The sequence below is a fragment of the Flavobacterium daejeonense DSM 17708 genome, from assembly GCF_000425425.1.
GTDB lineage: Bacteria > Bacteroidota > Bacteroidia > Flavobacteriales > Flavobacteriaceae > Flavobacterium > Flavobacterium daejeonense.
The window spans coordinates 156,278-177,653 of sequence record NZ_AUDK01000001.1 but is presented as its reverse complement, the minus strand read 5'-3'; the positions used below and the strand labels follow the sequence as shown (position 1 = coordinate 177,653).

23 protein-coding genes and 2 tRNA genes are annotated in these 21,376 nt (G+C 33.6%); 14 read left to right on the top strand and 11 right to left on the bottom strand.

The window, feature by feature from the left end; genetic code table 11:
* Positions 1-15: 15 nt before the first annotated feature.
* The 6 genes from H599_RS0100725 to H599_RS0100695 form a co-directional block, all read right to left on the bottom strand.
* Positions 16-1,272, bottom strand: coding sequence for a type IX secretion system plug protein (locus H599_RS0100725; RefSeq protein WP_026712361.1), 1,257 nt, complete (start codon positions 1,270-1,272; stop codon positions 16-18).
* 77 nt (positions 1,273-1,349) lie between these two features.
* Entirely contained in the window at positions 1,350-2,114 is a 765-nt protein-coding gene (locus H599_RS0100720; protein ID WP_026712360.1) for a class I SAM-dependent methyltransferase, read from the bottom strand.
* 89 nt (positions 2,115-2,203) lie between these two features.
* Positions 2,204-2,578: a GxxExxY protein gene (locus tag H599_RS0100715; RefSeq protein WP_026712359.1), complete on the bottom strand. Its 375-nt coding sequence runs from the start codon at positions 2,576-2,578 to the stop codon at positions 2,204-2,206.
* A 47-nt stretch (positions 2,579-2,625) separates the two neighbouring features.
* On the bottom strand, positions 2,626-3,444 hold the full coding sequence (gene map, locus H599_RS0100710; RefSeq protein ID WP_026712358.1) for a type I methionyl aminopeptidase: 819 nt from the start codon (positions 3,442-3,444) through the stop codon (positions 2,626-2,628).
* A gap of 116 nt (positions 3,445-3,560) precedes the next feature.
* The gene (gene gpmI / locus H599_RS0100700; protein ID WP_026712357.1) at positions 3,561-5,084 is read right to left on the bottom strand and encodes a 2,3-bisphosphoglycerate-independent phosphoglycerate mutase; all 1,524 of its coding nucleotides are present in this window, start codon (positions 5,082-5,084) and stop codon (positions 3,561-3,563) included.
* 141 nt (positions 5,085-5,225) lie between these two features.
* The gene (locus H599_RS0100695; protein WP_026712356.1) at positions 5,226-7,640 is read right to left on the bottom strand and encodes a DUF5916 domain-containing protein; all 2,415 of its coding nucleotides are present in this window, start codon (positions 7,638-7,640) and stop codon (positions 5,226-5,228) included.
* Positions 7,641-7,827: 187 nt separating this feature from the next.
* Between H599_RS0100695 and H599_RS0100690 the strand changes: the two genes are divergently transcribed.
* The 3 genes from H599_RS0100690 (at position 7,828) to H599_RS0100680 (ending at position 8,939) form a co-directional block, all read left to right on the top strand.
* Positions 7,828-8,547 (top strand): murein L,D-transpeptidase catalytic domain family protein, encoded by a 720-nt coding sequence (locus H599_RS0100690; RefSeq protein WP_026712355.1) that lies wholly within the window; start codon positions 7,828-7,830, stop codon positions 8,545-8,547.
* Between the two features lie 166 nt (positions 8,548-8,713).
* A tRNA-Gly gene (locus H599_RS0100685) sits at positions 8,714-8,786 on the top strand.
* A gap of 80 nt (positions 8,787-8,866) precedes the next feature.
* Positions 8,867-8,939: transfer RNA gene (locus tag H599_RS0100680), tRNA-Gly, on the top strand.
* Between the two features lie 94 nt (positions 8,940-9,033).
* Here the strand turns inward: H599_RS0100680 and pepE are convergent.
* Entirely contained in the window at positions 9,034-9,738 is a 705-nt protein-coding gene (gene pepE / locus H599_RS0100675; protein ID WP_051590587.1) for a dipeptidase PepE, read from the bottom strand.
* Between the two features lie 131 nt (positions 9,739-9,869).
* Between pepE and H599_RS0100670 the strand changes: the two genes are divergently transcribed.
* The 5 genes from H599_RS0100670 (at position 9,870) to H599_RS0100650 (ending at position 13,064) form a co-directional block, all read left to right on the top strand.
* Positions 9,870-10,607, top strand: a complete 738-nt coding sequence (locus tag H599_RS0100670) for a peptidase associated/transthyretin-like domain-containing protein (RefSeq protein ID WP_026712353.1) — start codon at positions 9,870-9,872, stop codon at positions 10,605-10,607.
* Positions 10,600-11,319 (top strand): carboxypeptidase-like regulatory domain-containing protein, encoded by a 720-nt coding sequence (locus H599_RS0100665; RefSeq protein WP_051590608.1) that lies wholly within the window; start codon positions 10,600-10,602, stop codon positions 11,317-11,319. Before H599_RS0100670 ends, H599_RS0100665 begins: the two co-directional genes overlap by 8 nt.
* Positions 11,309-12,061, top strand: coding sequence for a peptidase associated/transthyretin-like domain-containing protein (locus tag H599_RS0100660; protein WP_026712351.1), 753 nt, complete (start codon positions 11,309-11,311; stop codon positions 12,059-12,061). Before H599_RS0100665 ends, H599_RS0100660 begins: the two co-directional genes overlap by 11 nt.
* A 113-nt stretch (positions 12,062-12,174) precedes the next feature.
* Positions 12,175-12,501 carry a Sec-independent protein translocase subunit TatA/TatB gene (locus tag H599_RS0100655; protein ID WP_026712350.1) on the top strand — a complete coding sequence of 109 codons (327 nt, stop codon included), beginning with the start codon at positions 12,175-12,177 and terminating at the stop codon, positions 12,499-12,501.
* Positions 12,501-13,064, top strand: coding sequence for a phosphatase PAP2 family protein (locus H599_RS0100650; protein WP_026712349.1), 564 nt, complete (start codon positions 12,501-12,503; stop codon positions 13,062-13,064). Before H599_RS0100655 ends, H599_RS0100650 begins: the two co-directional genes overlap by 1 nt.
* Positions 13,065-13,131: 67 nt before the next feature.
* Here the strand turns inward: H599_RS0100650 and H599_RS0100645 are convergent, their stop codons facing one another.
* From H599_RS0100645 to H599_RS0100635, 3 genes are read right to left on the bottom strand one after another with little or no spacing between them, the layout of a single operon-like run.
* Positions 13,132-13,773: an O-methyltransferase gene (locus H599_RS0100645; RefSeq protein WP_026712348.1), complete on the bottom strand. Its 642-nt coding sequence runs from the start codon at positions 13,771-13,773 to the stop codon at positions 13,132-13,134.
* The gene (locus H599_RS0100640; protein ID WP_026712347.1) at positions 13,773-14,063 is read right to left on the bottom strand and encodes a type II toxin-antitoxin system RelE/ParE family toxin; all 291 of its coding nucleotides are present in this window, start codon (positions 14,061-14,063) and stop codon (positions 13,773-13,775) included. The genes H599_RS0100645 and H599_RS0100640 overlap by 1 nt, the downstream gene beginning before the upstream one ends.
* Positions 14,053-14,319: a hypothetical protein gene (locus H599_RS0100635; protein WP_026712346.1), complete on the bottom strand. Its 267-nt coding sequence runs from the start codon at positions 14,317-14,319 to the stop codon at positions 14,053-14,055. The genes H599_RS0100640 and H599_RS0100635 overlap by 11 nt, the downstream gene beginning before the upstream one ends.
* 199 nt (positions 14,320-14,518) lie before the next feature.
* Here H599_RS0100635 and H599_RS0100630 point away from each other — a divergent pair, with 199 nt between their 5' ends.
* Both H599_RS0100630 and rlmN read left to right on the top strand, forming a co-directional pair.
* The gene (locus tag H599_RS0100630) at positions 14,519-14,983 is read left to right on the top strand and encodes a hypothetical protein (protein WP_155960708.1); all 465 of its coding nucleotides are present in this window, start codon (positions 14,519-14,521) and stop codon (positions 14,981-14,983) included.
* Positions 14,984-15,175: 192 nt separating this feature from the next.
* Complete coding sequence (gene rlmN, locus H599_RS0100625) at positions 15,176-16,216, top strand: 23S rRNA (adenine(2503)-C(2))-methyltransferase RlmN (protein ID WP_026712344.1); 1,041 nt, start codon at positions 15,176-15,178, stop codon at positions 16,214-16,216.
* An 82-nt stretch (positions 16,217-16,298) separates the two neighbouring features.
* Here rlmN and H599_RS0100620 read toward each other — a convergent pair whose 3' ends face one another.
* Complete coding sequence (locus H599_RS0100620; RefSeq protein ID WP_026712343.1) at positions 16,299-17,150, bottom strand: hypothetical protein; 852 nt, start codon at positions 17,148-17,150, stop codon at positions 16,299-16,301.
* A 178-nt stretch (positions 17,151-17,328) separates the two neighbouring features.
* On the opposite strand from H599_RS0100620, the gene H599_RS0100615 reads away from it, so the two are divergent.
* From H599_RS0100615 to H599_RS0100600, 4 genes are all read left to right on the top strand, one after another.
* Positions 17,329-18,306 (top strand): polyprenyl synthetase family protein, encoded by a 978-nt coding sequence (locus tag H599_RS0100615; RefSeq protein ID WP_026712342.1) that lies wholly within the window; start codon positions 17,329-17,331, stop codon positions 18,304-18,306.
* 152 nt (positions 18,307-18,458) lie between these two features.
* The gene (locus tag H599_RS0100610) at positions 18,459-19,028 is read left to right on the top strand and encodes an RNA polymerase sigma factor (RefSeq protein ID WP_026712341.1); all 570 of its coding nucleotides are present in this window, start codon (positions 18,459-18,461) and stop codon (positions 19,026-19,028) included.
* Entirely contained in the window at positions 19,015-19,698 is a 684-nt protein-coding gene (locus tag H599_RS0100605; RefSeq protein WP_026712340.1) for a hypothetical protein, read from the top strand. The genes H599_RS0100610 and H599_RS0100605 overlap by 14 nt, the downstream gene beginning before the upstream one ends.
* A 31-nt stretch (positions 19,699-19,729) precedes the next feature.
* Positions 19,730-21,322, top strand: a complete 1,593-nt coding sequence (locus H599_RS0100600) for a hypothetical protein (protein WP_155960707.1) — start codon at positions 19,730-19,732, stop codon at positions 21,320-21,322.
* The last annotated feature ends 54 nt before the right edge of the window (positions 21,323-21,376 follow it).

The window sequence follows — 21,376 nt, the reverse complement described above, 5'->3', positions numbered from 1 at the left end:
ATTTTTAATTTTTTTTTAGTTGATGATATTTAGGGAGCTGGCGGTGCCTTTTCCAATGATTCTGTCATAGCGTCCGGTGTTTTCTTTGTAATAAACTAAAACAGTATATTCATTTTCAGTTTGGTAGAAATTTCCGTCGATGGCATTTTCGTTATCAATTTTTTCATTTTTATCGGCGATGACATATTTGTAATTGGTAAATCCCTGTTTGATTAAGATGGCTTTTTCATAAATTCCTTTTTTTTCATCATAATCCATTTTGTATTCCGGGGATAAAGTATTGTTGTTAAACATTCCGACGATGTAAATGTTTTTGTTGAGTCGGAAGGTGGGAGCCGAAAGGCTAAAATAAACCCAGGCATAATCGGCTTCGGTTTCATTATTCGTAGCGTTCGAATTTTTGACTAAAAAATTTCCGTTTATATCTTCAAAATAAGTGTAAGGGAAGTTGGCTCGGGCGTTGTTGGTGTATAAGTAGCTGTTGTAAATGTCTGTACTGGCATCCACTCGCGCCACATTGTTAGCGGCTACGCGGATGTCTTTGTTTTCAAAATAAAGGAATTCATTACCAGCCCAAAATTGGGTTTCGCTGTCGTATTTGTAAATTAAATCATTTCCCACGGTATATTGTGGTTTAATATTGTTTATTGCAGTGCTGAAATTGCCGTTTTGAAGTAATGTTACTTTGATATTTTTTAAAGGATTTTGAAAAGTAATACTGTTGGATTTTATCGAGAAATCCAAGTTGTGTTTGTATTCTATTAAATTAACGTTTCGGGCTCTTTTTATTTGTAAAGGAACTGATGCGTGGTCTTCGTAAAGCATAAATTTTCGTGAAAAAACTACTTCGCGGTCATCGTTTAAGATTTTGAGCAAATAGTTGCCACTTAGTCGCAACTGTTGTGTAAACTGGTTTGGAAAATTTAATTTATAGTGCGAATAGATTTGTAAAGTGTTAACGGAATTCGTGTAGTTTTGAATTCTTTGATTATCAAAACCTTGTAAGTATTCGTTTTTTTGAATAGTTGACGGATTCCAATTGTAATCACAATGGATGATTTCGTAATAATAATTAGCTTCATTTCCATAGAGGTCATCAAACTGGAATTCGAAAGAGCTGCCTAATTCAAATATAGGAACTACATTTTGACTGTTTTGGACAAAAGATATGGTTTTGATATGATAAGGCGGAGCTGTTTCATTTTGTATTTGAGCGGTTGCTGTATTAAAAATGAAAAGCCATAAGATTCCAAAAAGAAAAGGTTTAGGCATAATTATGTGATTGCTTGGTGTAAATATAACAAAATAAGCAATAGAATATTATGCCGTTTCTGGTTCTCTTTTGTGAATTATTTGAAGCAAACAGGAATGATTTCTCCTTTGGCGAGGCAATATTTTTCTACTAATTCCGGACTGATTTCGTTAGTGTAATCCTCTTCGGTTACTTTAAAACCAATGTTTCTTAGTTTGTCAAAATAGTCGCGGCCGTAAATACGAACGTGGTCGTATTGTCCAAATATTTTAGCGCGCTCTTTTGGATCAGTGATGCTGTCATCGGCAAAAGTAGTTGCTCTTTTTAAATCTTGCGGAATTTGTAAAATGGCCATACCGCCTGGTTTTAACACGCGATACAATTCCTGCATGGCCTTAGTATCGTCAGGAATGTGTTCCAAAACGTGGTTGCAAAGGATAACATCGTATTGATTGTCTTTGAATGGTAAATTACAAATATCTGCTTTTATATCTGCTAAGGGTGAAAATAAATCAGTTGTAGTATAATCCAGATTTTTTTGCTTACGGAACAATTTGTAAAAAGCCTGCTCAGGAGCAAAGTGTAATACTTTTTTTGGTGCTGTGAAAAAATCGGTTTTTTCATTTAGGTATAACCAAAGTAGGCGATGTCTTTCCAGTGAAAGTGTACTAGGTGAAAGTACATTGTTTCTTTGGTTTTCATAACCATAAGGCAACATCGATTTGAAACTTTTTCCGTCGATAGGATCGGTATATTTAGTTCCTTTTAATGAAAATGCGATAATAGGACGCGCCACATAACTTAAACGAATAAGTAAGGGGCGAGGGATGGTATTTAGGATAAGTTTAAATAATGATTTCACAGATTATTTGTAAAAAAAATTAAACACAAATTTCACGGATTATCACAGATTGTGTTTTGAAAAAGATATGTTTAATGATAGTAAATTAATTATAGTATTATTCGTTTGTATTTTAAGCTGTCTTCTCCGAAATTGGCTAATAAACCAACTTTGTTTTTTGAAGCAGCCAGATAATTTAGAGTTTGTTTTACTTCACTACTAGTAAGTTCTTTGATTGCTTTTAATTCCAAAATAATTTCTTCAAAAACAACAAAGTCAGCATAATAGTATGTGGGTAAAATGATTTCTTTATATTCGATATTGTATTTTACTTCACGCGAATAAGGAATTTGGTTTTTTTGGAACTCATATTCCAAAGCATCACCATAAACTTTTTCACTATGTCCTTTTCCTAATATTTTGTGGACTTCCATGCAGATTCCAATTATTCGATAAGTTTCTTCTTTTAAATAAAAATTTTCCATATTTTTTAGAATAACTTTTAATTTGTGGAAATCTGTGAAATCTGTGTTTAGATAACTAAAGGCACTTTTCTGAACTCATCTTCTTCATTACTTTTAATACCTAAAGCTTTGTAGATGTAAGCATAAGTTGAAAGTAATTCCGGTTTTCCATCTACTAGAGCTACATCGTGTTCAAAGTGAGCGGATGGTTTTCCGTCAGCAGTAAGGATTGTCCAACCGTCTTTTAATTGTTTGATGTTGCGTGTTCCCTGATTAATCATCGGCTCTAAAGCAATAACCATTCCTTCAACAAAAAGTTTTCCGCGACCTTTTTTACCATAATTAGGCATTTCAGGGTCTTCGTGCATTTTTTTTCCTAAACCGTGGCCTACTAATTCACGAACCACTCCGTATCCATGTGCTTCGGTATATTTTTGGATTGCATTTCCAACGTCTTCTACGCGGTTTCCTGCTTTGAATTCGCGCATTCCAACATATAAGGATTCTTTAGTAACCTGTAATAATTTTTTAGTTTCCGGAGCTACTTCTCCAACTTCAAAAGTATAGGCATGGTCGCCGTGAAATCCGTTTTTGTAAGCCCCACAATCGATAGAGATAATATCACCGCTAACAAGAGGAGTATTATTTGGAATTCCGTGAACAACCTGAGCATTAGGACTCATGCAAAGTGAATTTGGAAAACCGTATAACCCAAGAAAACTTGGTTCGGCACCATGATCGCGGATGAATTCTTCAGCCAATTTGTCAAGATGTAAAGTAGTTACGCCTTCTTTGACTTCAGAAGCCAGCATACCTAATGTTTTGGATACGATTAAAGCACTTTCGCGCATTAATTCTATTTCTTCACGGGATTTTACTATGATCATATTTTTAATTTTCGATTTGCAAAAGTACAATTTTATAGTAACTTTTAAAATCAAATGCAGGGAATAAAAAAAGCTGCCCGGATTTGGACAGCTTTCAGTTGTTTTATCTTTTCAAATTATTTTGTTAATAAGGAATGACTGGACATAGCAGCCGGTTGTGCTACTCCCATCAAGTCTAAAATTGTTGGAGCAATATCTCCTAAAACACCGTCCTGAATAGCTATTTGGTCGTTGTCAACCAAAATAAAAGGAACCGGGTTTGTGGTGTGCGCTGTATTTGGACTTCCGTCAGGGTTAATCATCGTTTCGCAGTTTCCATGATCGGCAATTACGATGGTAGAATATCCATTTGCCAAAGCGGTAGTGATTACTTTTTCGACACATTTGTCAACTGCTTCACAGGCTTTGATAGCGGCTTCCATAATACCCGTGTGTCCTACCATGTCACCGTTAGCGAAGTTAAGGCAAACAAAATCAGTTGTTCCTTTTTCTAATTCCGGGCATAGTGCATCAGCTAATTCGTAAGCACTCATTTCCGGTTGTAAGTCGTATGTGGCAACCTTTGGAGAATTTCTCAAAATACGGGATTCACCTTCAAAAGGCGTTTCTCTGCCTCCGGAGAAGAAGAAAGTTACGTGCGGGTATTTCTCAGTTTCGGCAATACGAATTTGTTTTTTGCCTGCTTTTTCTAAAACCTCTCCTAATGTTTCAGTAATGTTGTCTTTGTTGTAAACTACTTTTACATTTTGGTAAGTTTCATCATAATTAGTTAAGGTAACATAGTACAAATTCAATTTGTGCATGTTTTGTTCGTGGAAATCCTGTTGCGAAAGAGCTTCAGTCAATTCACGACCTCTGTCAGTTCTGAAGTTGAAGAAAATAACTACATCTTCATCTTCTATAGTTGCTAAAGGTTTTTCGTTAGCATCTACAGCAACCAGTGGTTCAATAAACTCATCGGTGATGTCGTTTCCGTAGCTGGTAGCAATTGAAGTAACGATATTGTGAGTAGGAGTCCCTTTTCCGTGAACCACTAAATCGTAAGCCAATTTTACTCTTTCCCAACGTTTATCACGATCCATAGCGTAGTAACGTCCGATAACTGAAGCTATTTTTACGGAAGTATTAGCAATATAGTTTTCTAAATCCTGAATGTATTTTTTTCCTGATTTAGGATCAACGTCTCTTCCGTCAGTGAAAGCGTGTACAAAAACCTGATTTAATCCGTAATCCTGAGAAGCGTCGATTAAACCACGCAAATGAGAAGTGTGTGAGTGAACTCCTCCGTCAGAAACTAATCCTAAGAAATGGACTTTTTTGTTGTTTTCTTTTGCATATTGAAAAGCATCTTTAAGTACTTGTTCCTGAGCTAAAGTTTTATTGGCAACAGCCAAATTGATTTTAGCTAAATCCTGATAAACAATTCTGCCGGCACCTAAATTCATGTGTCCAACTTCTGAATTTCCCATTTGTCCTTCCGGTAAACCTACGTGTAAACCGTCAGTTCGTAATTGTGCGCTTGGGTATTTTTGGTAAAGGCTGTTTATAAACGGAACATTTGCATTATCAATTGCAGAAACTTTTGGGTCAGGTGATTTTCCCCAACCGTCCAAAATCATTAAAATTACTTTTTTGTTCATTGTTATTTAGTTTTCGACAAAGATAGATTATTTCTAAAATTTTCTTTAGGAATCAAATAACTATTATGTATTCGGAAATTTAGCGATACTAAAAATGATAATTTTTTTACCGAAGGTAGTTTTTATTAAAATAAATGCACTTTAGAATTTATTTTTCAGGGAGTTGTAATCAATGAAATAGCGCAAACTAATTGAGAAGATATTTGTCATATTAGAATTGAAGATGGAATTGAGATTTTTGTTAAGGCTTTTCTCTACCATATTGGTTTCTTCCTGAGCGTAGTTTCGGTATAATAACGAGAGTTGACTTCCGGGAGCAAACCACCAAGTGTATGAGAAATCTAAATTCCAGGAGTTTAAATTTCTGTTTTTATTATTATTGTAGCTGTTATTTGGGGTTAAGTAACCATTGTCTTTTAGTGTGAAATAGTCATGGTTTTCGGAATATGACCAATAGTATCTTACTTTAAGATTAAATGTCATTTTGTTATTAATTGCATATTTTCCAGTTAAATCTGCTTGAATAATTTCTCTGTTTCGTTTTGCAAAAATTATATTTGTGTCATTGGTTTCTACCCAGCCTATTGCGTTAGCTTCATTAGTGTAATCGGTTGTAAATGCTAATGAAAATCTATCGTTGAATCGGTATTTAGGTCCTGCGTAAATTCTGTATGTAAATCTGTTCTTTTCATCAAATTTTAAAAACGAAGGAGTGATGTTAAAAGTCAGGTTTTTGTTTTTGTTGGATTCCATACCTAGATAGGCAGAAATCACCCTTGGGTTGTAAATGTATTTGCCATCTTTTTGAGGCAGATAAAAATCAAATGTTTCAAATGGAACGATGTTAAATCCCATTTCAAAATTATATAAATTATGTGTTGTAGCAGCTACAGTAGTTTGAAACCAACTGGTGTTTTGAATCTTGTTAGTTGAATTGTCCAGGTCAAAGTTTGCCTCTTGCTCGATCAGAAAACTATTAAAAAGTTTGGTTGGATTTAAAATTCTATAACTTCCATTAACATAACCATTATAATAGTTGTAATAGTACAATATGCCAAGATCATTAGAATCAAATTGCTTAGATGTGTATTTTCCGGTAAGTAAGTATCTGTACTTTCCACTGGTTTTAGCAAAATTTAAAGAGGTTTTGAATCCGTCATAGTCTTCGGTGTCATTGATGGTGCTGTATCTAAAGTCTCCGGAGAGATTATAAGAGTTTGCTTTGGTGTTTAAGTCGAAAACTAAAGCGGTAACGTTTGCGTCTCTATAATTTCCGTTTCTGGTAGTGTTAGTGTTGATGATAGAAACAGAAGAATTTTGTCTGAAACGTTGATCAAATACTAATATGTTGTAATTAGCAAGTGGTTCAATTACTTTTTTTCTTGTTTCGTTTGTCTCGGAATTTGTTATAGTTGCAAATGTTTTTTCAGTAATTCCATTCAAAAAACCTATTCCAAGACCATTTTTGGTTCTTCCGGAAATTTTTATAGCGTTGATTAGGTTAACATTGTTTGGGTATTTTGTGACGCTTTCATTAGTGGGAAGATTTGATTCTACTTTTGATTGACTCACAGTTGGGCTTCCACCGATTCTTCGGGAGTAAAATATATTTCCAATATTGAATAAATTTGTTCCTTCGGTAAAAAACGGTCTGTTTTCGTTTAGTTTTTGTTCAAAAGGCTCTAAATTTAGAATAGCATTGTCAAATTTTGTTTGCCCAAAATCAGGGACCAATATAGCGTCTAGCGTGAAAGCATCATTAATTCGGTATTTGATATCTAAACCTGCTTTTATGGTTTTGTCAGAGTTGAAATCATCTTTTTGGTAATAGGCTGAGGTGTAGGGAATAAAGAAAAGTCGGGTAGACGGACTTATGTTTTCTATGCCTTTTAATTGCCCGCATTGGGTTAAAACATTTTTGATTTCTGCGTTAATAGGATTCCAGGAGAATTTTTGCGTAGTCCTTTTGATTTCGCGAACAAAGTTAATCCCCCAAACTTGTTTTTCATTTTTTGGAAAACGAATAGCGGCATAAGGAATCTTTATTTCTACTTCCCATCCTTTATTTGTGATTCTTGCATTACTTTGCCAAATAGCATCCCAGCTAAAATCCTCGTTATCTTCAGTGGCTAAACAATCCATCTGAGTTCCTGCGGCACTTACATAAAAACGATAATCTTGTTGGCCGTCATTAAAACCATTGATAAAAACAGCAAAATTATCTGCTATACCAAAAACGTCTCTTTCGGTAAGTTCGCGCTGAATTTTTTCGGGTTCGTTGTCGTTTAAAGTCGCAGAAATATAGATAGCATCATTGTCATAAAGAATCCGTACCTGAGTTTCTTTTTCTTTATCAATGTTTTTACCGTTGTCCGGAGTATACATGATGAAATTAGAAGCAATTTCATTGTTTTTTTGCCATTCGGTTTCGTCTATTCTACCATCAATATTTATGTTTCCGTCCTTTGGTTTAGCTAATAGTGTTTTTTTTTGAGCAAAAACACTTAGGTTTAGTAAGGCGAAAAAACAATAAATGGGTAAACGAAATGACGCCATATAATGAGATAATAGTCAAGCAAAAATACTAAAATTAGTCAGATTAACAATTTTTTAACATCGTTTTTTGTAATTAAAAAACTACTGTAAAGTTAAAACATTCTTATAGTGAGGTTTAAGATTTTTTTTTGTGATCTTTTTTTATATTTTTGGCATCAATAAAATTAATCTAAATAAATAGTAATCAATGGTTTGTAAGAGGGTTTTGTTTTTTTTGGGATTGTCTTTTTTGTTAATGTCTGCTACTGCTTTTTTGCCAAAGACGGCTGAAAAAAAGATTGTTTTAAAAAGAAAGGTGTTGAAGGAAGGTGAGGGGTCAGGTATTGAAGAAATTTATAGTAAGTTGCATACGTCTGGTTTTAGTTTGCCTAAATTAGAAAGTTTTAAAGAAGCTTTGGAAGGTTTTTATAAACTTAAAGCTCAGGGATTAGTGACTAAAAATATTGTTACCTTAATTGATTTTAGTTTGTCGTCAAATACTAAAAGACTTTGGGTGATTGACTTGGATTCAGATAGTATTTTAATTCATTCACTTGTGGCGCACGGCAAAAATACAGGTGAGGAGTTTGCAAGTAGTTTTTCCAATAAAGCAGAATCGTATAAAAGCAGTTTGGGTTTTTATGTAACCGGAGAAATTTATAATGGTAAGCATGGGAAATCATTGCGATTAGATGGTTTGGAAAAAGGAATTAATGATAATGCGCGCAATCGAGCGGTTGTAGTTCATGGTGCCAGTTATGTTTCGGATATTTTTATAAAAAATAATCAGCGTTTAGGCAGGAGTTTGGGTTGTCCAGCGGTTCCGCTTGCTGTTACAGACGAGTTAATCCGTACGATAAAGGATAAAAGCTGTCTGTTTATTTATTATCCTTCCGACTCTTATAAATATTTTTCAAGTATAATTTGATTGAATTTTGCTTAAAAAGTATTTTCTGATTTAGATTTGTTTAAAAAAATAAAAATCTAACAATTTAATTTTAAAAAGGTTATAAGTTAATTATAGATTTAAATAAAAAATCTGCTAAAAAAATTTGTTTTAAACTTAACTTATTCTTTATATTTGCACCCGCAATGCGGAAGTAGCTCAGTTGGTAGAGCTCCAGCCTTCCAAGCTGGTTGTCGCGAGTTCGAGCCTCGTCTTCCGCTCTGGTTAAAACCAAGAGTTATTGGTTTATTGAAATAAAATTTGTTGGTTAGCAAATAATAATTATATTTGCACCCGAAATGCGGAAGTAGCTCAGTTGGTAGAGCTCCAGCCTTCCAAGCTGGTTGTCGCGAGTTCGAGCCTCGTCTTCCGCTCTGTAAAGCCTTAAATTTTTTGTTTGAGGCTTTTTTGTTTTAAACAGGTTTTTTGTTAAGTTCAAAAAAAGTCCCGACTCAAATCGGGGCTTTTTTATTGGAAACTCAATTCGGTTTCTGGTGTTATCTCAATTGGAGGTTGGTTTTTTCGGAATAATTTGGCTGATAAAGCTCCTTTTAAAAAGATTTTGCCTTCTTTTATTTTTAGCCAACTTCCTTCTTTTAAACCTAAAACCGGAAAATTATTAAATTGATGAAACTCGTTAATTCGGGTTTCGCGTGATTCTCCCATGTGTGTAGATTGTTCCTCTTTGTCTAAATAATGTACATTTAAGTTGAAAGGAATTAGTCCTAAAGTTTGAAAACTTGGTGGATATACAATAGGCATGTCGTTTGTGGTTTGCATGCTTAGACCTGCTATATTGCTTCCGGCGCTGGTTCCTAAATAAGGTGTTCCTTTTTCCAGAGTTTCTTTTAGGGTGGTCATAATTTTGTTATGGTATAATTCTTTTACCAATAAAAAAGTGTTTCCGCCACCGGTAAAAATGCCTTTTGCTTCCTGAATAGCTAATGCCGGGTTTTCAAATTCATGAATTCCTTTGACTTCAATGTTAATTTGGGCGAAAGTCAAAACGGCTTTTTGAGTATATTCTTCATGCGTAATTCCGCCTGGTCTGGCATAAGGAATGAATAAAATCGATTTGCAGTTGGCAAAGTGTGTTTTTAATTCCGGTAATAAATATTCCAGATAACCACTGCCGTATAAGGTTGAGGTGCTTGCTAAAAGTATGTTTTTCATTCTGAATATTTTTTGAGCAAAGGTATTAATAGCTGTTTTATTGAAGAGGTTTAATTAACAAATTTTTATCAGCCTCTTAGTAATTAATTGGGAGTTGCCTATTCTAATTTTATCTTTTGAAATACAGTGAGATGAAAAAAATATTCCTTTCTTTTTTGATGTTATTTGCTGTTGCTTCTTTTGGGCAAAGTGCTGATGCTCTTGTTGTAAAAGGGAAGGTGAATGCTTATGTGGTCAATTTAGAAGGAGTCACGGTTATTGATACGAGAACCGAACATCTGGTTTTAACCGATGAAAACGGAGATTTTGTTATTCAGGCTAAGGTTGGCGATACTTTGGTGTTTTCAGGATTACAATTTAAACGAAAAGAAATTGTTCTGGGACAAGAAGATTTTGAAGACAAAATACTAAATGTGCATTTGGTTGCGGTTGCGCATCAATTGAATGAAGTTGTGATTAGAAATTATAATAGCATTACTGCTGAATCATTAGGAATTATTCCTTTGAATCAAAAAAAATACACGCCTGCCGAACGAAAATATGCAACGGCGGCTTCGTACAAAATGAATCCGCAGGGACTGGATCCGATATTGAATCTTATTTCCGGACGAACAGCGATGCTAAAAAAGGAAATCGAAGTAGAGAAGAAAGAAGCTTATATGGCCATGTTGGAAAAAATGTTTGATCAGGAACATTTTGTAAAAACTTTACAATTACCTTTGGAATATGTAAAAGGCTTCGAATTTTATGCGGTGGATAATAAACAATTTACCAAAATATTAGATACAAAAAACAAGACTACCATTGCATTTTTGTTAGGAGAATTAGCCGAAAAATACAAAGGGATAATTGCTTGTGAAAATGAATAACAGCTATTTTTTACTCCTTTTTTTATTTTGTCAGATGGTATTTTGTCAAAATAAAAACAGAAAAGAAATTCACGGAATCATTCGTGTCGATTCCACTTTTGTTGAAGGAGTGAATGTGTTGAACGAAAACACTCAAAAAGCAACTTCAAGTGACCGAAGCGGGAACTTCGTTCTTGTGCTAAAAGAAGGCGATGTTTTGGTTTTTTCTGCGGTAAATCTTGTAACTTTACGTAAAAAGATAGTTTCGGCCGATTTAGAATCATCAGTGTTGAAAATTCAATTGCAAACCGAAAGTATTCCGTTGAAAGAAGTTGTGGTTAAGGAAGAAACCCGAATTACCGCCGAAAATTTGGGGATTATTTCCAAGCCTGCAAAAAAATATACGGTTGCCGAGAGAAGATTGTACACTGCCAGGTCTGGTTTACTGGATCGTCCTTTGAATTGGATGTCGGGAAAAACTGCCCGATTGAAAAAAGAATTGGCGGTTTCCGAAAAAGAGCAGTTGATGGCTAAGATGGAATATCTTTTTGAAGAACATTTTTATACCGAAACTTTAAAAATTCGGAAAGATTATATAAGAGATTTTCAGTTGTTTTGTATTGAAAATAATGATTTTGTAACTTCACTTAAGGAGAAAAATAAAACATTATCTAAATTTTATATTCTTTCTTTGGCGAAAGATTACAATAAAATAACCGCTTATGAAAACTAAAGTAACCGTTTTGTTTTTTCTTTTTTTAATGCAATTTTCTTTTGGTCAAATTGGCGCCCGGAAAATCATTGAAGGACAGGTTAGGAATGATTTGGTGCCTGTGGAAAATGTGATTGTCTTTAATGTTAATTCTAATGTAGGAACGGTGGTTGATCCTTATGGTTCGTTTAGTGTTTTGGCTAAAGTCAACGATACATTGGTTTTTTCCAGTCTGGCATTTAAGTCTAAAAAAATAGTGCTTAGTGAAGGTGATTTTATAGGGGCAAAATTAATTGTCAAGTTAGATGTTTTTACAAATGAGCTGGCAGAAGTTCTTATTCGGGCTAAAAAAGAGCTGAATCCTATTCAGGGAAATACTCAGAAATATGTGGATTTGAAATATTTTGATGACGAAAAATCTTCGCCTAAAAACCGATTGATGCCGCCAAACGGGACTATAGAAAACGGAATGGATTTTGTGCGAATTTATAAGGATGTTTTAGGGGTTTTGCGGGCAAAAAATCCTCAGAAAACCGATTTTTATAAAGAAACCAGTTTTTCGGAAGTAGTGATGAATAAGGTGAATTATTCGTTTTTTTCAAACACTTTGCATTTAAAGGATGATGAAATTAAACTGTTTTTAATTTATTGTGAAAATGATTCGAAATCAAGAGTATTCATGCAGCCAAGTGAGGAATTCAGACTGATGGATTTTTTAATTACAAAGAACGAAGAGTATAAAAAAATCACACAATACAGATAAAAATTAGTTCGTAAAAAAGTCCTTAAGTTAATTAGTTAAGAGGCTTATTTTATGAAAAAATTAAAAATAGAACTTTTTAAATTTGGTATATTTGCCAAAAAAAATAACAGCATATGTTTGGTATTGGAGGAGGAGAATTAGTCTTTATAATGTTTGTGGTATTGTTGCTTTTTGGTTCAGATAAAATACCCGAAGTGGCTCGTACTATGGGTAAAGCTATGGCGCAATTAAAAAATGCGACCAATGATATAAAGAATGAAATTCAAAAAGGAGCCGAAGAAAACGGTTTGGATGCTAAATCCTTATCCGAAATGACCGGCGGAATTAATTCTCAAATTAATAAAGTTTCTGAAGATCTTTTAGGAGATACCGTAGTTCAGGCTAATAAAGTTAAAGAGGATATTGAAGATATCACCGGTCCGGTAAAACGCAGTCTGTAATGTTAGAAAAACTCCTTTCTTTAGATACACAGTTATTTGTTTATTTGAACGGCTTAGGTTCAGATTCCTATGATGGTTTGTGGCTTTTTATTACGAAGCAAATCAATTGGATTCCGTTTTTTTTGTTACTGTTTTATATTATTTATAAAAAAATAGGAAAGAGACAAACTTTATATGTTTTGTTGTTTATTGCGCTTTTAATTCTAATTACCGATCAATGTACTAATTTATTTAAGTACACGGTGCAAAGGTTGCGACCTTGCAATAATCCGGATATAAAGGGTGTCATAAGAATTGTACAATCCCGTTCTTCCTTTAGTTTTTTCTCCGGTCATGCGGCTAACAGTATGGCGGCAGCTATGTTTATTTATTTGTTGCTTAAGCCTTACTTTAAATATGTTTTTTTCCTTTTTTTATGGCCGTTAATTTTTGCTTACAGTCGTATTTATTTGGGATTGCATTATCCAATCGATATTTTATGTGGTTATCTTTTTGGGATGCTTAGCGGTTTATTTGTTTTCAGGATTTATCAATTTACGCAAATAAAATATTTTCCGCTTTAATTTTTTGTGGAAAGACAATAAACAAAAACGCACTTCAAAATTTTCAGAATGTGCGTTTTTTGCTTTTTTAAAGTACTCTGCTCACGGTTAATCCGTCGCGAATAGGAAGTAAAACCGTTTCTACTCTTGGATCTTCTTTTAATAACTGATTGTATTCGAGTAAAACTTTGGTACTGATATCTTTTGGGTTTAAAGGTTCTAAAACTTTTCCGCTCCAAAGCACATTGTCAGAAAGAATAATACCTCCTTTATTCATTTTCGGAACAATTAATTCAAAATAATTTAGGTAATTTTCCTTGTCGGCATCTATAAAAACCAAATCAAACTTTAAATCAAGCGTTGGAATAATGTCAACAGCCTCGCCTAAATGCTGTACAATTTGTTTTCCCCAAGGTGATTTGTCAAAATGTTTTCTTTGAAAATCAACCAATTCTTCTTTGATGTCAATGGTGTGCAAAACGCCGTTTTCGCGCATTCCTTCACATAAACATAAGGCAGAATAACCAGTGTAAGTTCCGATTTCCAAAATATTTTCCGGACGAATTAATTTGGATAACATACTTAAAACACGTCCCTGAAAATGTCCGCTAAGCATTCTCGGTAAAAGAACTTTTTGATAGGTTTCTTTGTTTAAAGCGGCTAATAATTCGGGCTCTTTTTCAGAATGTTGTTCTATGTAGTCTTCTAATTCTTGGGAAATAAAATGCATTATTTTAGTTTAAAATTACTTAAGTCTTGATGGTTGTTCCAAAATCGTAATAGGTAAACGGTTTTGTCTTTGATGGTGTAATAAATGGTGATTTGTTTGATAATAACCATTTTGTAAACATTGGTATAATCAGATGGTGTGAAAATAATATTCCCTTTTGCTAATAAATTAAGAGAATAATCTACTTCTTTTATGAAATTTAGAACTTCTTTTTCTGTCCAATGAATTTCCAGATATTCGATGTTTTTCCAATAATCATTTTTGGATAGCAAAGTCCATTCAATTTTCATTCTTGAAATATTTGGAATATTTTTCTTTGGTTTCTTCCATTACCATTTCATGAGGAATAGTTTGATGTTCCTTGACTTGAATGAGTGCTTCTTCTATTGCTTTTTTTTCAGAGAAACTCATTGAATTTGAAACGGAATCATCAGTTGTGGTGTCATTCAGATAATTATCAAAAACTGATGAAACGATACGTAATAAACGTTCGTCCGCATTTTCAATTTGCATTTGAATTTTTCGTTTTAATTCTGGAAGTCCCATAGTTAAGGATTTAGATACAAAATTACAAAATTTAATAATATGTTTATTTGTTGTATTAATCAATGAATTCATTTTTTTGTTTTTTTGAAATGTAGTTCAATGTGATTTTTTTGAAATAGATTAATTTGTCAAACATGTTGTTATATTTGTAATTTAAATCCTGTAATTATTGTTGATAAAATACGTGTATCTAAAAAGTATGAGAAAAATAAAATTAATTGCGAGTGTAGTTATGGTACTAATTTCATTTGCATGTAGCAAGACAGAGGACGAGACTGGAGTGGAGAAACAATTAGAGATAAATAATTATAATCTTTCTGGGATTTGGTATATCAAAAGTGTTATCAAATCAGATGGGAGTATTGTTGAACATAATAATATTTGTACATCTAAGAGAGATTATATTCAAATAAATAGTAATTATGTTATTTTCAATTTTGTGTATCAAGCAGATTGTATTAATATCAACAATGTTGGTTGTGGTTCCTTTTTCTTAGATAGCAAAGCGAAAACGATTACTGGTAACAGTTGTTCCTCTCCATTTGAAGGTAAAATTTCAAACCTGACAGCTTCTGTATTACAAATTGATTATAGTGAGGTAAAGGATTTAATGTTTCTGAACGAGCCTTTTAACTGCAAAGGGGTTATATTGTCACGACAGTAAAAATATTAGTTAGGTCTCTTTAATATAAAAAAGCTATAGAAAAATTTCCAGAAGTTATACGTTTTTTCAATTTTTTAAACGATTATTGGTGGTTTTATGGTGAGGGAATTTTATTTTTTTTGTACTCAAAAATCAATTTTAAAGTTTCTTTAGATTAGAGTCGATTTTGTAAATACTTGCTAACTTTGCACCATGATTGAGAAAAAAGACATACGAGCCTTATCTAAAGAAGATTTACGTCAATTTTTTGTGGCAAATAAAGATAAAGCCTTTCGCGGAAATCAGGTTTACGAATGGTTGTGGAGCAAGGGCGCGCACAGTTTTGAGGATATGACCAATATCTCAAAAGCAACCCGTAACATGCTTGAGGAACATTTTGTAATCAATCATATCAAAGTAGATACGATGCAGCGTTCGGATGACGGAACGGTAAAAAATGCAGTTCGTTTGCATGATGGTTTGGTGGTGGAATCGGTTTTGATTCCTACTGAAACCCGAACTACTGCCTGTGTTTCGAGTCAGGTGGGTTGCAGTTTGGATTGTAATTTTTGCGCCACTGCCCGATTAAAACGAATGCGTAACCTGGAACCGGCCGAAATTTATGATCAGGTGTTGGCTATTGACCGGGAAAGTCGGTTGTATTTTAATCATCCTTTGTCCAATATTGTTTTTATGGGAATGGGCGAACCTCTGATGAATTACAATAATGTGATGAAAGCGATTGATATGATTACTTCGGAAGAAGGATTAGGAATGTCGCCCAAACGTATTGTGGTTTCAACTTCGGGAATTCCAAAGATGATTAAAAAAATGGCTGATGATGAGGTGAAATTCAAGCTGGCGGTTTCTCTGCATTCGGCTATTGACGAAATCAGAGCCCGAATAATGCCTTTTTCTAAAAATTTTCCGTTGGCTGATTTGCGTGAAGCTTTAGAATATTGGTATAAAAAAACCAAAAGTAAGGTTTCGTACGAATATGTGGTTTGGAAAGGAATAAATGACAACAAAGCTTCGGTAGATGCTTTGGTTCGTTTTTGCAAATATGTTCCCTGTAAAGTCAATTTAATTGAATACAATCCAATTGACGACGGAGAATTTCAGCAGGCTTCGGAAGAAGCAATTAATGCTTATATTAAAGGACTGGAATCTATTGGAGTTGTGGTAAAAGTACGCAGAAGCCGGGGGAAAGATATCGATGCTGCCTGTGGGCAATTGGCAAACAAAGAAGCTTAATTTTTTTTGCAATAAAATAAAAAAAGCATTCGATTATTGAAGTAAATTATCAATAACCGAATGCTTTTTCGTTTTTAGGATTTTATTTTTTTAAGGTAATTTCGGTAGTCACACCATCAAGAGTAAGCGATGCCAGATTATTACATTCTCCGGTTCCAAAATCTAAAGTGGCTGTAGTATCATTCTTTGTGATTATTTTGGTTCCGGCAACCGGAAATGGCGAATTACAACTCATTTCGTAGCGCAACGGATTAGTGATTTCACAAGTAATTACCGTTCCGTCTTTTTTAGTGATGCTGCTGTCTCCTGAAATCATAAAAATATTGTCGTTCCATTCTAAAGGAGTACTGTAGCCTTCAACCATTTCACGAATTCGGTTACCTGCTATTTCATACGTTTTTCCGTCGTCAAAAGTGATAGAAAGATCGATGGTATGGCTTAACACCGGATGGATTTCTTCCTGTAAAGCAGTAGATTCTTTGGTGTAAGTGATGCTTTTACTTCCTTGGATAAGTTTGCCGTTATGATAAAATCCTTCAAAAGTAGTATTGATTGCGAGAGTATTGGTACTGAAATCATTGGTGAAACTGATACTGATTTTTCCTTTGATGGTATTTCCGTTTGCCAGCGTACAACCTTCTGCTCCAAAATCGATGGTTCGAGTCCATACATTATCGGTTAACACTGTGGTAATGGTAGCACAACTTGGTAAAATGCTTTTTCGGTAACCGTCAATTCGGGTTGTGAGGCTTTGTTGAGCACTAAACTGATCTTCGGTAATGGCGTCAATGTCTTCTAACGAGCTGTCAATTTTTGCCGTTAAGGCTACATCATTGGAAGAAACGGCGGTGCTGTCGGCAGTAGTGTCATTAGAACTACAACTGAAAAAAGTGAGAGCGGCAAAAAATCCAATTATTAAAAATTTTGTTTTCATAATGCTTCGGTTTTTTGGTTTTAGGTAAGACATTAAAATCTTTTATTGGTTTAATGAGCCAATTTTTTTTACATTAAACGCAATTTTTAGTTTTATAGTATAAATCTATTGATAATAATACTAAGAGTTTTAAAAAAAGAATGTCTTTTTTATATAAAATAGTATCTTTGAAAACCAAATGAATGTTACTTCTCAAATAAAACAGCCCATATTCAAGGAAATGGAACTTTTTGAAAAAAAGTTCTATGAATCGATGTCTTCACAAGTGGCGTTGTTAAACCGAATTACTTATTACATTGTCAATCGTAAAGGAAAACAAATGCGACCGATGTTTGTGTTTCTTACGGCTAAGATGATTTCCGGTGGAACGGTTAATGAGCGAACTTATCGTGGTGCTTCGGTTATTGAATTGATTCATACGGCTACTTTGGTGCATGACGATGTGGTGGATGATAGTAATCGTCGTCGCGGATTTTTTTCTATAAATGCTTTGTGGAAAAACAAGATTGCTGTTTTAGTTGGTGATTATTTGTTGTCCAAAGGTTTGTTACTTTCTATTGATAACGGCGATTTTGATTTACTTCAAATTATTTCTGTCGCTGTGCGCGAAATGAGCGAAGGCGAATTATTGCAGATCGAAAAAGCCAGAAGATTGGACATCACAGAATCCGTTTATTACGAAATTATCCGAAAAAAAACCGCTACACTTATTGCTGCCTGTTGCGCTTTGGGAGCCAAATCGGTTTCGGAAGATGTAGCGCAGGTGGAGAATATGCGAAAGTTTGGAGAATTGATTGGAATGGCTTTCCAAATCAAAGACGATTTGTTTGATTATACCGATGATGCGATTGGGAAACCAACCGGAATCGACATCAAAGAACAAAAAATGACGCTGCCGCTGATTTATGTTCTCAATCATTGCTCACCAAAAGAAAAATCCTGGTTAATCAATTCGATTAAAAATCACAATAAAGACAAAAAACGCGTTAAAGAAGTGATTGCTTTTGTGAAAAATAATAACGGTTTAGCTTATGCCGAACAAAAAATGGTCGAATTTCAGCAGGAAGCCTTACAGTTATTAGAGTGTTACCCCGATTCTGATTTTAAAACGGCCTTGACCATCATGGTGAACTACGTGATTGAAAGAAAGAAATAAGTAATAACAATTTCAATTTCAAAAGCTTATTAATTTTTTCAATTGCAATTGTAAATTGTCATTACTATTGCCATTTTTATTGATTTTTTTCTTCCTCATGCAACCTTTTCATATTATAAATCGTCTATGCTAATAGAAACACTTTATAAAAATTGAAAGTAATCCACTTACATCAGGAGGAAAAAGAAATAATCCGGTTAGCAGTCGAAAATAATCGATCAGCACAACAGCAGATTTATTCCAGATTTTCTCCAAAAATGTTATCCGTTTGCCGACAATACATAAAAGACATTCATCAGGCCGAAGATATCATGATTACCGCTTTTATGAAAGTGTTTACTAATTTGAAGAATTTTCAACACAAAGGAAGTTTTGAAGGCTGGATCAGGCGAATTATGGTAAACGAATGTATTTCATTTATCAGGGTTCATAAAAAATTGAAGTATATCGAAGATGATTTCGTCATTGGACGCGATGAGGAAAGTTTTGATTTTATTGAAAGTCAATTTTCGGTAGCTGATATTCAGTTTTTGATTGACAGTTTGCCGGATGGTTACAAGCTTGTTTTCAACTTGTATGCTATTGAAGGTTATAAACATCAGGAAATTGCCAAGATGTTACAAATTAATGAAGGAACTTCAAAATCGCAATTATCGCATGCCAGAAAGCTTTTGCAAAAGCAGATTACAACCCTAAAGAATTACGAGTATGGAACCGAATAAATTAGAAAAGCAGTTCAGGGAACAATTAAATTCCCGTGAAATCAAACCTTCGGAAATAGCTTGGGAAAAACTGGATGCCATGCTTTTGGAAGCGGAAAAACCAGAAGCTAAATTCCCTTGGTTGTATGTGGCTGCTAGTTTTGTTGGTGTTTCGTTGTTTTGCACTGTTTTCTTAAATGTTGAAAATTTAAAAGTTCATAAAGAAAATCCAATAGTTGTAAAGCCAAAAATTGAGGTTGATATTCTGAAAGAAGAAAAAAATATTAATGAAATTGTTCTGCCAATAAAAGCAAATAAGGCTGTTGTTCAAAGTAAACTAAAAGAACAATCTGAAAAAACGATGAATTTAGATGCTAAAGTTATAATCAAAGAAAAAGCGGACAATGAAGTAAGTGTTGTTTTATCTGAAAAAGAAAATTATCAATCAACAGTTAAGAATAGATACGTTTCGGCGGAAAAATTATTAGCAGAAATCAGTAATACAAAATTTGAATCTACTGATGAAACTATTAAAAATACGACTAAAACAGTTTCTGTAAATCCACAGCTTTTATTGTCAAATGCTGAAAATGAATTGAATCAGTCTTTTAAAGAATCTGCATTGGACAGGTTTAATAAAAAATTTAAGACTATAAAAACAGTTCTGGCCAATAGAAATTACGAGGAATAAAAATCAATTGTCAATCAAATAATAGGAGATTATGAAAAAAATAATATTGTTTTCAATAATAGTATTGGTTGCTATGATAACCAAATTAAACGCACAAAAATTAGATTCAATAAAAAATACGTCAGAATGGTATAACAGAGGGTCTATGCCTAATAGTTATGAAATGGGACCTGATAAAACGGCTGAGTTTAGAAATCAAAATATTTTAAAGATCAAATCGATTGAAAGTAAAATTAGTGGTTTTGGTACCCTTATGAATACAATCAAGTCTGAATTATATTTAGGTAAAACAGTTAAAATGACTGCTTATGTAAAAAGTGAAAACGTAAAATCCTGGGCTGGACTTTGGATGCGAGTAGATCATTATACTACGGCTGTTCTCGCTTTTGATAATATGCAAAAAAGACCTATTAAAGGAACAAAGGATTGGAAAAAATATGAAATTGTTTTATTTGTTCCAGCAGAATCTGCATCAATTTCTTATGGGGTTTTATTAGATGGAACAGGTCAGATTTGGTTTAAAGATGTAAAGCTCGAAATTGTTGATGATATTGTTCCTGAAACGGGTTTGACTAAAGGAAGAGAGCATAGAGTAATTCCATTTGAAAAAAGAGCAAAAGCAATAGCTGATCGAATTAAAATGATAACAGACTATGAAAAGAATGCTTTAAAAACTGAAGTAAATGAGCTAGATACAGAAGTAGAGAAAGGAATGATTTCTAAAGAAGAAGCGGAAGAGCTTAAATTAAAAAAAGCTAAGGTGCATGCGGATAGTATTGAAACAAGAGTAGCTGTTGAGCAAGAAAAGCTAAATCAATTAGTTCAGGATAAAGTTGATGGAAAGCTAGGTGAAGAAGTTGATTCGAAAAAGAAAGGTGGTACATTAATTTTAGGAAGTAATAATGGCTCTTTTGATAACAGTAGAGAGATTAATATTGCTTCAATGAAAGTTTACAATGGAGAAGAAGATAAGTTAAAACGTCATATAAAAAGAACAACAAGTCAGATTGTTTTTACCACAGGAGCCAATAATTTAGTAACAAATGGTTCTGTTGCTAATTCTGATTTTAAATATGCGCAATCTCGGTTTTACGAATGGGGCTTGACTTACAATACTCGAATATTTAAAAATGACAATTTATTACATGCCAAATACGGTTTGTCTTTAATGTACAATGATTTAAAACCAACAGATAATCGTTCTTTTGAGGTTAATGGGAATCAAACGGATCTTATTGTTCATCCGGTTGCTGTAAAAGATTCCCGTTTTAGAAATGTAAACTTAGTGGTGCCATTGCATTTGGAGTTTGATTTCACTGAACCAACAACTAAAAACGATAAAACGTATTTTAAATCACATGATAGTTTTAGGTTAGGTTTAGGTGGTTTTTTTGGAGTCAATTTAAAGTCTAAACAAATTCTTAAGTATAATTTAGATGGAGATTATACTGTTGAAAAAACACGAGGTGATTTTAATGTTAATAATTTTATCTGCGGTTTAAGTACTTATGTTGGTTATAAAGCAACCAGTTTATATTTGAAATACGATTTAAATCCTTTGTTTAGAGATAATGTGGTAAAGCAAAATAATGTCTCTTTAGGGTTGCGATTTGATTTTAATTGATGTTGTTTTTTGAAATTGAAATTGAAAAATGCTATTGGCATTGCCATTGATATT